At 43.3% G+C, this 12,967-nt stretch carries 12 protein-coding genes and 1 other annotated feature; of the genes, 2 read left to right on the forward strand and 10 right to left on the reverse strand.

Annotation, left to right across the window (positions count from 1 at the left end; genetic code table 11):
* Window positions 1-4: 4 nt before the first annotated feature.
* The 5 genes from MKY99_RS17280 to MKY99_RS17300 form a co-directional block, all read right to left on the reverse strand.
* Window positions 5-1,393, reverse strand: a complete 1,389-nt coding sequence (locus MKY99_RS17280; RefSeq protein WP_339265257.1) for a sulfatase — start codon at window positions 1,391-1,393, stop codon at window positions 5-7.
* A gap of 106 nt (window positions 1,394-1,499) precedes the next feature.
* Window positions 1,500-2,333, reverse strand: a complete 834-nt coding sequence (locus MKY99_RS17285; RefSeq protein WP_339265259.1) for an AraC family transcriptional regulator — start codon at window positions 2,331-2,333, stop codon at window positions 1,500-1,502.
* A gap of 39 nt (window positions 2,334-2,372) precedes the next feature.
* Window positions 2,373-3,350, reverse strand: coding sequence for a formylglycine-generating enzyme family protein (locus tag MKY99_RS17290; protein ID WP_339265261.1), 978 nt, complete (start codon window positions 3,348-3,350; stop codon window positions 2,373-2,375).
* A 36-nt stretch (window positions 3,351-3,386) separates the two neighbouring features.
* Window positions 3,387-3,920 (reverse strand): chromate transporter, encoded by a 534-nt coding sequence (locus tag MKY99_RS17295; RefSeq protein WP_339265263.1) that lies wholly within the window; start codon window positions 3,918-3,920, stop codon window positions 3,387-3,389.
* Window positions 3,921-3,931: 11 nt separating this feature from the next.
* A complete protein-coding gene (locus tag MKY99_RS17300) occupies window positions 3,932-4,594 on the reverse strand; it encodes a chromate transporter (protein WP_339265265.1) in 663 nt (220 codons plus the stop codon).
* A gap of 186 nt (window positions 4,595-4,780) precedes the next feature.
* Between MKY99_RS17300 and MKY99_RS17305 the strand changes: the two genes are divergently transcribed.
* Window positions 4,781-5,980 (forward strand): ROK family protein, encoded by a 1,200-nt coding sequence (locus tag MKY99_RS17305; protein ID WP_339265267.1) that lies wholly within the window; start codon window positions 4,781-4,783, stop codon window positions 5,978-5,980.
* Between the two features lie 66 nt (window positions 5,981-6,046).
* Here the strand turns inward: MKY99_RS17305 and MKY99_RS17310 are convergent, their stop codons facing one another.
* From MKY99_RS17310 to tyrS, 3 genes are all read right to left on the reverse strand, one after another.
* Window positions 6,047-7,291, reverse strand: coding sequence for an anaerobic sulfatase maturase (locus MKY99_RS17310; protein ID WP_339265269.1), 1,245 nt, complete (start codon window positions 7,289-7,291; stop codon window positions 6,047-6,049).
* A gap of 210 nt (window positions 7,292-7,501) precedes the next feature.
* Entirely contained in the window at window positions 7,502-7,789 is a 288-nt protein-coding gene (locus tag MKY99_RS17315; RefSeq protein ID WP_042189061.1) for a hypothetical protein, read from the reverse strand.
* 204 nt (window positions 7,790-7,993) lie between these two features.
* Complete coding sequence (gene tyrS / locus MKY99_RS17320; protein ID WP_060624193.1) at window positions 7,994-9,253, reverse strand: tyrosine--tRNA ligase; 1,260 nt, start codon at window positions 9,251-9,253, stop codon at window positions 7,994-7,996.
* Window positions 9,254-9,392: 139 nt separating this feature from the next.
* Window positions 9,393-9,623, reverse strand: a binding site (T-box leader).
* A gap of 151 nt (window positions 9,624-9,774) precedes the next feature.
* Between tyrS and MKY99_RS17325 the strand changes: the two genes are divergently transcribed.
* Window positions 9,775-10,221, forward strand: a complete 447-nt coding sequence (locus MKY99_RS17325; RefSeq protein WP_339265270.1) for an Lrp/AsnC family transcriptional regulator — start codon at window positions 9,775-9,777, stop codon at window positions 10,219-10,221.
* Between the two features lie 76 nt (window positions 10,222-10,297).
* Here MKY99_RS17325 and MKY99_RS17330 read toward each other — a convergent pair whose 3' ends face one another.
* Window positions 10,298-11,848: an acetamidase/formamidase family protein gene (locus tag MKY99_RS17330; RefSeq protein WP_339265272.1), complete on the reverse strand. Its 1,551-nt coding sequence runs from the start codon at window positions 11,846-11,848 to the stop codon at window positions 10,298-10,300.
* A gap of 252 nt (window positions 11,849-12,100) precedes the next feature.
* Entirely contained in the window at window positions 12,101-12,913 is an 813-nt protein-coding gene (locus MKY99_RS17335; protein ID WP_339265274.1) for a DNA alkylation repair protein, read from the reverse strand.
* Between the last annotated feature and the right edge of the window lie 54 nt (window positions 12,914-12,967).

Raw genomic sequence — 12,967 nt, forward strand, 5'->3', positions numbered from 1 at the left:
CATCCTATGAGGATGAGCTCGCATACTCTTTCGCATGATAGGGTCCACCTTCCATAAGTACCGTCCATAATGGATCGATATCACAGTCCATGGAGCTCATCATGTTGTCATGCCATTCATTCAACAGGTAGACAGCCTTCATACAAATGTCTTTACGCACTTCGGCGAGATTATGTTGTTCGTAAGGATCATGCTTCAAATCAAACAACATTTCTTTCGGAAATCCATGATGTCCGTCATGATAGGTGCGTATATATAACCAATCCTCAAATCGGATGCTGCGTTGACACACATGCGCGCATTGTGAGATTACGAGATACTCACGCCCTCCTGATTGTCCCTCCAGAATGGTATCAGCATAACTTTCACCATCCCAAGAAGGAGCCCCTTTCAAATTCAGAAGGCTTGCTAATGTCGGTCCGAGATCAAGGTGATAATGTAGCCCATCCTCCACTATTCCCTTCTTGCCGCCTGGCCAGCGAATAATCATCGGAATGTGGCAAGTCGCCTCGTCTGCCGTGCCGTGCTCGGAGTAAATCCCTAGCTCGCCCAGGCTCTCTCCGTGATCCGCTGAGATCAAGATAGCCGTATCTTCCATCACGCCAAGTTCTCTGAGCTTAGAAAATACTTTCCCGAGATGCTCGTCCAGATACTTAACTCCAGCATCATAGTTGTCAAAGATAACTCGCAGGTCATCACGATTCTCTATCTCCAGATGATGCCTAAAATGCTGATGATAATGCGATTTCGCGAGTGCATTCATATCTTCAATACTATGCTGCCCCTTTTTACTCCGGTGAAGCTCAAACACGTCTTCCGTGATCCAATCAGGTAAAGGCTCCTTCTCGAACGGATTACCGTAGCTCTCGGGTGTACGATAAGGCGTATGAGGATCCCAGAAATTCAGGTGCAGAAACCAATTTTCGGACTCCCCATTATCCTCAAGCCATTTAAGTGCCACAGGAAGCACCTGCTCTGCCGTCTCATGCCCCCTTCCACCAACATTGAACACTTCTTGAAAACCGGCATTAAAGGTCCAGGCCGAGTGCCGTTCGGCGAAGGTGCTAATCGACGCGGTTTTCATGGCTGCTTGCCTTAATATAGCGGGAAGACTCTCCATTCCCAGCCGGTCATTAAATTCGCGTTTCGCCCCTTCTCTACGCATATCAGCAGCGGTCCCGCCATGTCCTACAATCCCATTATGAATGCCAAATCGTCCCGACATTAAAGCAGAACGGGACGGTAGACACGGCGCATCTGAACAATAGTAGTTGGTAAAGGTGACACCTTCTTTAGCGATTGAATCGATATTCGGGGAGGTATTCCGATGATAGCCATAACATCCCAGATGGTCCGGGCGAAGCGAATCCAAATCCAAATACAAGATTCTCATGAGTTATACCCTGCCTTTCCTTTTAATCGAAATGGTTACGCATCGATTCGGGCAGTTCAGAATGATCTGCTCATGCTTATAGAGTAAATGAATATGGAAAGCTCCGCTATGGAGTAGCGATGTTTGTTTTTGTATATTCGATACTTTTTCGGTACTCTGCCGGACCCCTGCCGTATTCGCCACGAAATACCTTACTGAAATGCGAAGCATCATAATAACCACATCTCTGGGAGATATGCTCGATGGTATAGTCCGTATACTCCAACATTTGTTTAGCTTGCTGCAGCCGTAATTTTCGTAGCATTTGCATAGGTGTCAATTTATATATTTTCTGAAACGCCCGGCTAAAATAAACAGGATTCATATGATAGAGCTTGGAAAGCTCCTCTCTACTAATCTCCTGATCAAGTCTCTCCTCCATATATTGCAACGCCTCGTTAAAGCGGTCCGTGACATAGGGATCTCGTGATGAGCGGCGCCCGCCAAGCTTGGTGCTCTCCATAATTTCATAAAGGAGAAGAAATGCCAATGAACCGACCTGAACATTTCTGAAATCATCCTCCTCCTGCAACCACAGGCTTCGCAGCTCGTCAAACCTTCGCTCATATTCGCTTTGATCCCGAATCCGAATCACCTTGCCTAGCGGGAATAACTTGAAGAAGTCATCTCCGTCTCGCACCTTTGCGTTAATATTAAACAGATAATGTACGCCTTCCATTTTGGAGATCACATTAAAAGGCTCGTTAGGACGGTGGATCATCACGTCTCCGGCAGAAGCAACATATTCTCCCTCGGAGGATGTCGTCAATACCTCACCTTTTTGGATATAAGAGACGGTATAACAAGACTGGACGTAATCGAATAAGACCCGCTTCTGATATTGAATTTTTATAACGTCCAGCACGGTGATATCAAACTGACTATGAATGATTGAGGACAAAGAAGTTCCTCCTTCTAATGTAGTAGTCTTTATGTATTCTCAACCGGTATAATCAGCCGCACATCGAAAGCCAATATTTCCTGCAGAGCTGTCTGGTGTATTTTTGCTCCTGGCCGCCACCCGATAACGGTTACAATAAGATTTATGGCACAAATACGATCCTCCGCGCATCGACCTTGCTACACCACGTACCAGGCCTCTCGGATTCACTGATTCGGAAGTTAAATGATAAGCCTTAGTAAACCAATCCTCGCACCATTCCCACACGTTTCCTGACATATTATAAAGACCATATCCGTTAGGGAGATAGGATTTCACAGGTGCCGTACCTGCATAACCGTCGCTGGCATGATTTTTATCAGGGAACTTTCCTTGCCAAATATTGCAGCGATGCTCACCGCCCGGTTTTAATTCGTCCCCCCAAGGATATCGTTTCTGAACTAGACCCCCTCGTGCGGCATACTCCCACTCTGCTTCCGTAGGCAGACGTTTGCCGGCCCAGCTGCAATATGCATCAGCATCATGCCAAGATATGTGGATCACCGGATGATCAAGGCGTTCGTCTATATGAGAATCCTGACCTTCCGGATGACACCAATTCGCGCCCTCTACTACCCACCACCAGGGAGTTTGAGTAGCTACTTGGATCACCTTTTTCCCTGTCTCCACGGAAACAAAAGAATGAAACACATAAGACCAACCGAAACGCTCCGCATCTGTAACGTAGTTTGTTTCCTTGATAAAAGCAGCAAACTGCTTATTCGTAACTGCCGTTGCATCAATCAAAAAGGGAGATAAGGTAACATTCCTAGCGGGACCTTCTCCGTCTGCGGGGAACCCTTCTTTGTCATCCGTCCCCATAAGAAAAGTGCCACCAGGAATAAGGATCATGTCCGAGAAATCTTTATCCCCTTCTGGTCTTTGGATAGTTGTGTTCTCCTTACAAACATCGATGGAACCTTGTTTCTCGACTTGATTTCGACTAGCTGAACAGCAAGCCCGTATATTCTCTGACATGTACTTACCTCCAATCTGGGATCGTCCCGGCTCTGTCTAAAAAAAGGCTACACCAAGAATGCCCGAGGCAACGATAACGGTGAGTGGATGCAGCTTATATTTCATTAAACCATAAAGTGCAGCGAATACAATGATCAACGTGCCAATGGTCTGCCAACTAATGAAAGCGTGTTCCATGCTATTTAATCCAAATCGAATCGCAGCATAGGCAATCAAGCCTGTAATTACTGGTCGCAAACCATAAAATAACGTTTTAATCCATTGACTGTCCCTCACCCGATAAAAAAAGATGGAAATAACAATGATGATGATTAATGAAGGCAGAACCATGCCTAATGTGGACACAATCGCTCCTTCTATTCCGGCTACACGATATCCAATCAAGGTTGCACTGTTCGTTGCAACAGGGCCCGGTGACATCCCTGCGATGGAAACTACCTCTTGAAATTCCCTTTCAGATAACCAACCACCAGCCATAGCTTCATGCTGAATCATCGGAATGATGGCGTACCCTCCTCCAAAGGAGAGCAGTCCAATTTTTATAAAGATAAAAAATAAATTCCAAATCACATCGCTTCCCCCTAGATGTAATACTCCGGATAATTCGATTCTTCATCAGAAGCTTTCAAGGAATCCTTCTCTGTCCGAACTTGGAGCCCTAAGAGCTGTTTGATTGGCATATATACAAAACCGATAATCAATCCAACTGCGATCACGTAAATGGGATTGATTCCGGAAACTAATAAAACAATCGGTATAAGCAACGCCGTAACAGCCGTAGTCTTGTCAAATATAGCGTTCTTGGCCATTCGATATGCTGCTACTAGGATCAAGGCAATAACAGCACCATGAATCCCCTTCATGGCGGCAATAACTTTTGCTTGGTCGGCCAGTTGTGAGTAAACGGCGCTAAGCAAACAAACAATGATAAAGGTTGGAATCGTAATCCCAGCGATTGCAGCAATCGCACCCTTCACTCCAGCAAGACGATAACCAATAAATGCCGCCGCATTTACACCTACCCCACCTGGTGCTGCGCCAGCTAAAGATAGAATTTCATCCATCTCCTCTTCAGCCAGCCATTTCCGTTTAGTGGAAATTTCCCGTTCGATCATAGGGATCATCGCATAACCTCCCCCGAAAGTTACGGGACCGATTCGAACAAATACCCAAAACAACTGGAACAATAGACTTATCCTTAGGTCTGTATTCGTCGTCGCATTTGTTTTCATAGTTGTTCTCATGGATTCCACCCTTATATTTTCTGTCGTAATTTCATTATATCACTTTTTCCCAAAATGGAATTAAGTTTTTTGAACGGTAAAATACAATCTATGGTTTATGCGTTATACTATATTAATGTTAATAAATACAAACTTTATAAAAAACGATCTTACTAGTTCATCCTATATATAGCTTGGAGGTTTATCGTGGAAAAGCGCTCGACACACATTCCATCCCCAAAGAAACTCCTATACGACCGAATCGCCGAACAAGGCACAGTTTCCAAGTTAGATCTTCTACAAACATTTTCACTTACCAAAAGCACAATGACCCGAATATTAGATGAAATGACGGAAGAAGGCTTGCTGATAGAATGCGGATTCGGGGAATCTAGCGGAGGCAGAAGACCTATTTTATACCAGATCAATCCTTCCTATGGCTACATCATCGGTTTAGAGATTTCCAGGCTGTATTCTTCCCTTGGTTTATTTGATATGCAAATGAACCCAAAATCAATTGTTCACTGGCGAATGGATCAGGCATTCACACCTGAAAGATTTATGGATCACATAAGTAATCAAATACGCGCTTTCCTTAGAGACCATCAGCTGAAGGACAGTCAAATTATCGGGATAGGAATAGGAGCCGTGGGACCGCTTGACCGGGAAAATGGTTTAATCTTAAAACCGCTACACTTCCCTTCTTCTGGCTGGAACAATCTCCCTATTTGCAAACTGGTGGAGGAACGAACGGGCTTCAAAGCTTTACTCGACAACGGTGCCAATTCCGCACTCCTTGGAGAACGATGGTCCATCCGTCACGCTAACATTCAACATATGCTCTATGTTCATGCTGGAGCAGGACTCCGCTATGCGATGATGTCGCATGGAAGTATTGTTCATGGCACGATGGATATGGAAGATGCCATTGGTCAAATGATTATCCAGACAGATGGAACCCGATTAAATAATGAAGGGAACTACGGAGCTCTGGAAGCATTCGTATCTGTGCAGGCGCTAGAACAAAGTGCACGCTCAGAGGCAAAAAATGACAACGACCTGATCCTCCAAAGATATAAAGTCTCGCCTGAGAAGCTAACTTATGATGTACTCGTGCAAGCCTTTAGAGATGGTAATCCACACGCGCGTGAATTATTTACTCAAGCCGCCATTCACTTCGGGATTGGCCTCGCCAACGTTATCAACCTGTTACATCCTGAGACTATCATTTTAGGTGGTGCGCTCATCCACTCTCACGAGTTGTTCTTCCAAACGGCGGTTGAAGTGGCACAGCGTAACACTTACCGTTATCCTGAATACCAACCTCACTTCACTCTAGGTACTTTAAAAGAAGAAGCTGTGGTGACTGGTGCGGCTATTATGGTGAGAAATCAAATGGTTCTTTAACATAATAAAAAGGTTGTCCCAAAACCATTTGCATGATTGTTGAGACAGCCTTTTTTTTAATTTGAGCTATAGTGGTTGACAGCAACTCTTAAATTTTTTCCCGCTTCCGCAGAGACATGGATCATTTCTACCTGGAAGTGGTTTGGCACTTTTCCTGAACTCCAGCATCTGCTCCGATTTAAGTCGGTTTGCTAGCAGTATCATCCGTTCATAGGCATATGAGTAGAACATTTTATAACTACGGCAGAAATAATCAACCTCAGTACGATCATGAACATCAAGCCAATTCCGGTTGCGCGGACATCCCCCATTGCAAAAGCTAAGGTACTCACACTTATAGCATGATTCATTCATATTGGGCTTCATTAACAAAAAATCATCATATACTGGGCTGGTTAGCAGTGTTTCCAGGTCAGTTTGGCCGATATTTCCTAACCTGTGCTCTTCATCAATAAAGAAATCGCAAGGATAGGCATCCCCGTTCGTTTCAAGCACCATCATCTTCGGGCAGCATGAGTTGTGGACGCATAACTCCGCCTCACGATGCATGAATACTAGAAGCATATTCTCAAAAATACGAATGGGAAGCTCCGGATACCCCTCGTTGTACCACAGATCAAATGTACGGCATAAAAACGCTCCGTATTGTTCAGGTGTAATTCGAAAGCGGCCAGGCATATCACTCTTTTGTGAGACAAAATCCATGCAAGGGATAAACTGAATATAAGGAAATTGTTGTTCCTGGTAGAATGCCATCAATTCGTCTGGTTTCATCACATTATCTTCATGAATCACCGTCAGAATACTATAGTCCACACCCTCGTTCTGTAGATGGCGAATCCCACGCATAACTAGATCATAACTACCTTTCCCCGAACCCGTTATACGATGTGCATCATGAATAGGCTCAGGACCGTCCACACTAATCCCAACCAAAAAGTTGTACCGTTTAAAAAATTTCGCCCAATTCTCATGAATTAGCGTTCCGTTGGTCTGCAGCGCATTACTGATCATCGTATGAGGTGGAGCGTACTTAGCTTGGAGTGAAATCACGCGTTCAAAATATGGAAGTCCGGCTAATAGCGGCTCCCCTCCCTGCCAAGAGAAAGTCGCTATACCAGATGATCTTTTCATGTACTGAGCGATAAACCGCTCCAGAAGAACCGTATCCATCACTCGGATCGGATGATGAGGATGTCCCCCGGCAGTACTGTAATAGCAATAATCACAGGCTAGATTACAATCCTCTGAGACGGTTTTCCACATGACATGAAGAGTCTCAGGCCTCGAGGTCTGTATGCAAGTTGTCATACGATTCTGCCCCTCCTATATAAATACAACCTTTATGAAACCTATTTCCTATTTCTTCAATTAAATCATAGGTATGTGCATCAACGATGAGTAAAACATCATAGTTAATCGAATTTCTGGAGATAAAAAAATACACTCCCCATTGTCTGTTAAAACAATGGGGAGTGTATTTTCTTTGAAGATAAATAGAGCATTACCAGACACTTTTTTTTAATTACGGACGTATTCCTTATTCGCTGTTTCCAACATTGATTTCCAATCCGCAAATTTAGTCTCTCTAACTACATGACGATCAAAAAGTTCATCAGGTATGTCAGCAACATCTTCTTCTGTCTTTACTTGAAAGTTTCCTTTGGTTACAAACTCATCGAAACTTTTGTAATTGGAATACTTACTCATAAACGCTTCATTAAACAATTTCTCGAAAGAGATGTGATTGGGATCTTCTTGATACGTTTTCTGTCCTTGTAACTCATTCATCAATTCTTCCATGGTCATTGGTTTTTGTCTTCTCAAATTACCACTCCTAATTTTCTGTTATAGTTGTAGAATATCATGTTAATCCATAAATCACACGAATCCTAAGCTTACCATAATTTTCGCTATTTCACCTTTCAAATTTCACTTAATATGCAAATGATCCGCCTCTATACTTAAAATACAACAAAAAACCTCCCTTATTCATAAGGAAGGCTCTTATTTTTAGGACAATTTCACCAAGCTGTAGTTTTTCTTACCCTTACGGATAATGATAAACCGGCCGCCGATAGCTTCGCTAGCTGTAACTTCCAGTGCTACGTCGCTAACTTTCTCACCATTCATGGAGATTGCTCCTTTGGTGATATCCTCACGTGCTTGACGCTTGGACGGCTCGATACCGAGATCAACCAACCACTCTACGATATTTTTAGATTCCAGTGTAGTTTCGTAGGTCGGCATTTCCTTGAAGCCTTGCTCGATCTCATCAGCAGTTAGGGATTTGATATCTCCACTGAACAGAGCAGCAGTAATACGTTTAGCCTGCTCCAGCAATTCTTCACCATGCACGAATCTGGTCATTTCTTCAGCAAGTGTTTTTTGTGCTTCGCGTTTATGCGGTTCAGTCTGTACTTTTTCCGCAAGTGCATCAATTTGCTCTTTAGATAGGAATGTAAAGTACTTCAAGTATTTCACAACATCACGGTCATCGGTGTTTGCCCAGAACTGGTAGAACTCAAACGCAGTCGTTTTGTTCGGATCCAGCCAAATTGCTCCTCCAGCTGATTTACCGAATTTCGTACCATCGGCTTTCAGCATAAGCGGGATCGTAAGTCCGAATGCCTTTGCTTCAGGACCTTCTTTTCTACGGATCAGATCCAAACCGCTTGTAATGTTGCCCCATTGATCAGAGCCACCAATTTGCAGCTGCACATCTTCATGCTGGTACAGATGCAGGTAATCTAGGGATTGCAGGATTTGGTAGGAGAATTCCGTAAAGGAAATTCCGCTGTCCAATCTGCTCGCTACAACATCCTTGGCAAGCATTGAATTGATGCTGAAGTTCTTACCATAGTCACGCAAAAATTCGATCACATTGATTTTATGTGTCCAATCGTAGTTGTTCACCATACGAATTTGATTGTCGCCATCAGTTACGAACAGTTTTTTCATTTGTGCGGTAAGCGCATCTACGTTAGCTTGGATTTGCTCCAGCGTCTGCAATGATCGCTCGGATTGTCGTCCACTTGGATCACCGATCGTACCCGTAGCACCGCCAATTAGCATAACCGGACGATGTCCTGCAAGCTGGAATCTTTTGAGTACCATGAACGGAATCAAGTGACCAATATGCATACTGTCACCCGTCGGGTCTACACCGCAGTACACCGAAACGGATTTCTGGTTGGTCAATTCTCTAAGCCCTTCGGCATCGGTTTGTTGATTGATGGCATCGCGCCATTCTAGTTCATCGATAATATTCATTGCCTAACACCCCTTAAATTAGTAGATATCCTATAACGAATCATCAGTCCGCCAAGCGAATATAAGGATAGTTGATGAAGAGAAACTTATAAATCCTTATATTTAAAAACAAAAAAATCGTCCCCTTGTCTATTGTAGACATAGGGACGATTGAATAACCGTGTTACCACCCAGATTGCACCAATGAAACGCTAATGCTAAAACACAGCATTGATGCCACTCGTGACGAGATATCGTTCGCCATTCCGCTCGGTGTTAGCCGAGATACTCCAAAGTGTAATTCGTACTCTTAGTGTGTACCGGGTTTCATCAACCCCCGGCTTTCTGAAACAGGGACTAAGCTACTACTGGGCTTCTTCAACGTATATCGTATATAAGATTACAGCCAGTATAGTGAAATAATTCTTCAATGTCAACATCTTAAGCTGAGAATGCCGAGACACACTCCTGCTGTGACGCACTACTAGGCATTGCCTATTTTTTTCTGTTACAATTACAAAAAAAGAGGTGAACGACTCCGTATGCTTGATCCAATCGATAATCATATTTTAGAACGCCTAACTCAAAACAGCAGAATTTCCTACACCGATCTAGCTAAAGAAGTTAATTTATCAAGTGTCGCGGTTAAAGATCGTATTGATCGGCTCGTCAATCAAGGAATTATTGAACAATTCTCAATCGTCATCAACGCAGAAAAATTAGGAAAGAAAATTTCGGCGTATCTAGAGCTTGAAGTGGAGCCTGCCCATTTAAATCATATTGTTAGAGTCCTAAAAGAAAATGAATGCGTAGCCGTACTTTATGAAATGACAGGGCCGTGCATTCTTCACATTCACATTCTAGTTGAGAACCTTGAAGAGATGGAACGGTTTATGCATGAATCCATCTACTGTCTGGATGGTCTAGTCCGTGTAGAAAACCAAATCTTATTAAAACGCCACAAAAATCAGGATGGTCTAAATATATAAAAAAAAGAACCGACTTTAAGACGGTTCTTCGCTGGTTTGGATCTTATTATGTTTATGAAATGATTGCTAATTCGACCTACTCTGTTTTAGATAACTTAGCTTTATAAAATTTCGCGAAATATTCGCTGACCTGAACCTTCTCTTTTACAACTTCTATTGGAGCAACGAGCTTAACGATCTCTCCATTGTACATTCCTCTCGTCGCCCCGACTTTCATCTCTAGAACATTATTATTGTAGCTTATAGTTACTGTCTGAGTAGTCGGCTTCCAGCTCACCTTCGCACCAAAGCTTTCAAAGCTGCTACGTAATCCCACTGCCTTGCGCTCCGAATCACCGAATTGGCCTTTATCGATCAAAGCATGCACACCCCAGTTTCCATCCACCACCTGTGTAATTCCAAAATCCGCGGACACAGACATCAGTGAGTACGCTTCATCCTCGCTCAATTCCATTCCAGCCATTAAAAAATCTTTTGTTTTATGAGCGGCATCCTTCATTGCTTTGTCGATGGACGAGTTTTTGAAAATATCCGTCTGAGCACTAGCCCCCAGCTCCTCCAAATAATTGGCGTAGCTGAAGCCATGCACAACCCATTCGTATTCATTTTCAAGTAAAGGGAAACTTAACCCACTCAGTTTTTGGTTAAGCGTTCCTTTTTTATGAAGAATGACTTGTATATCACCAGTAACTGATGTCTCGATCGCAGTTCCGTTAATCTCGGAATCCCCTTGGCCGGCATGCGGGTCACCAATTGACAGTAGCGCACCCGGTACGGATACAGGATAATACATCGTTGCACCTTCAGTAATCCGCCAATCATCAACGTTGCCACCATTGTATGAAGGAGGTACTGAATCTACAATATCCGCTTCTTTAGGCGCCACACCCATCGTGCCGAAGTGGAGACGTACTGGAATCTTTATACCTTTCAATACATCAAAGTTCTTATCAATCGTATTATGGTCTACAATTACACCTGGGTAGTCGATTGTCGGGTGCACTTGACCATCCGGATCGGTTTGCACTGTCCATTTGTAGTTATAAACAGCTGTTGCATAATCCGTCCCACCTTCAGTATCCATCTCATAGATGGTGACCACTTCACGTTTTATCGGCTCCTCCATCATATCTCCGTATAGATAACCCCAGTTCGCCGCGGCATTCACGCCATAGGTTTTGCCTGCATATTTGTCATTTCCATTAGGTCTCAGCTTCATGTCCAGAATCTTCACTTCCAGAACATCCCCTGGCTCAGCGCCTTCTACTGCGATAGGTCCCGTCAAAATATGTACGCCTGGTCCACGAAGCGCTTCGTTCTTCTCCCCTTCTATCCAGTGAAAAATATCTTCAACACCCGCATCCCCTTTAATCATCCGATCGTAATCATCACCGGAATGATGCGTAATGGCCTCGACCGTCACAATATCTCCCGATTGTACTGTTAAAGCTGGATCACCTTTACCAATATTCCCCCAGCGAACGGTCTCCGAATTCGCTTTTAGAACATGCGTTTTCGGTTTATACGCGCTTTCCATCGTGTCAGCAAAAATAACATCTGTTGACGATACCGCTAGCAAAACCGCTGATAAAATGACACCAACCTTCAGAAACGTTTGTCTTTTCATAGTCAAATCCTCCTCAACTCAATTCAATGTTAGATTTTATAACATTTTGTGTTTTTGAGTATAACAGATGGATTCCAGATTAACAATATAAATATTTATACGCTTCTAGGTTTAAATAATAAATCAGAACTATTAGTTATCTTTAATTATCCAAGCCTCCTTCTTCGGTACAATAAAAAAACGCCAACACTTATTAGCTAATTAGCCATAGTGTTTGACGTTTATCATCCATTCTAAAACGATACTTCATTTTCAACGTAGTTCAGTAATACTCCTTGTTGCCCGTTTTACAATCCGTTTCGTTTCCTTGGAATTCGAAGAAATTAACCACTTCTCACTAAGCTGTTGCACCCAGTCTGGATTGCTTTTACTCGCATCGTTCAACCAATTACTTACAGAATCCTGAACGTATTTTGCCGGATCTGACTTAAGTGGTTCTAATAATGGAAGTGCTATTGCTGGGTTTTCTTTTAGCGCAGTAATATGCTTCGCCCATACCCCATGTGGCCGCGTCAATTCAATTGCATATCTCCTTATGTTCGTATCTTGATCATGAACCCAGCTCTCTAAGAACTTAATGGATTCATCCAATTCTGCAATGACCGATTCCCTTAAAGCCATCCATGAAATCTCACGTACCCCAAAATGATCATCCGCTGCAAAGGGACGGATATCCATTAGCTTTTGCGATAGACTTAAAGATTGATTTAGACCGATCATATAGGCAGCCCAACAGCGGACACTATCGGAACGATGCTGTGCTAATGCTGAGAATACTCGGACTTGTTCCACCTCTGATTTGCACTCCAATACCTGTTGCCACTCCCGCGCGATAGCCGGTATGAGCTTCATGATTTTCTTTTCCGATGAATCGCGAAGCCTTTGTAAAATTGGTTCGGATTCCTGTCCAAAACCTAGCTCGTCCAGTACATTTTCTATCAAGACCATATGGTCCACAGCAAGCCATTCCGTTAGATTTACAGTCTGTAATTGTCCTTTATGCAATAGTCCAACAACATCAGCAGGAATATCGCTAACTTTTCGAGCTCCCTTCCTATGCTCCATATAAATCTTCCCTTCACCTATGATTTTAAAGGCTTTGATAACCTTCTTCTTATA

The organism is Paenibacillus sp. FSL R5-0470 (assembly GCF_037975205.1).
Classification (GTDB): Bacteria; Bacillota; Bacilli; order Paenibacillales; family Paenibacillaceae; genus Paenibacillus_AQ.

Bases quoted from the DNA above. Each gene is read 5' to 3' on its own strand.
- MKY99_RS17325 (WP_339265270.1), top strand. From the start codon at position 9,775: ATGCTTGATCCAATCGATAATCATATTTTAGAACGCCTAACTCAAAAC.
- MKY99_RS17310 (WP_339265269.1), bottom strand. From the start codon at position 7,291: ATGACAACTTGCATACAGACCTCGAGGCCTGAGACTCTTCATGTCATG.
- MKY99_RS17290 (WP_339265261.1), bottom strand. From the start codon at position 3,350: ATGTCAGAGAATATACGGGCTTGCTGTTCAGCTAGTCGAAATCAAGTC.
- tyrS (WP_060624193.1), bottom strand. From the start codon at position 9,253: ATGAATATTATCGATGAACTAGAATGGCGCGATGCCATCAATCAACAA.
- MKY99_RS17335 (WP_339265274.1), bottom strand. From the start codon at position 12,913: ATGGAGCATAGGAAGGGAGCTCGAAAAGTTAGCGATATTCCTGCTGAT.
- MKY99_RS17300 (WP_339265265.1), bottom strand. From the start codon at position 4,594: ATGAGAACAACTATGAAAACAAATGCGACGACGAATACAGACCTAAGG.
- MKY99_RS17315 (WP_042189061.1), bottom strand. From the start codon at position 7,789: ATGACCATGGAAGAATTGATGAATGAGTTACAAGGACAGAAAACGTAT.
- MKY99_RS17330 (WP_339265272.1), bottom strand. From the start codon at position 11,848: ATGAAAAGACAAACGTTTCTGAAGGTTGGTGTCATTTTATCAGCGGTT.
- MKY99_RS17280 (WP_339265257.1), bottom strand. From the start codon at position 1,393: ATGAGAATCTTGTATTTGGATTTGGATTCGCTTCGCCCGGACCATCTG.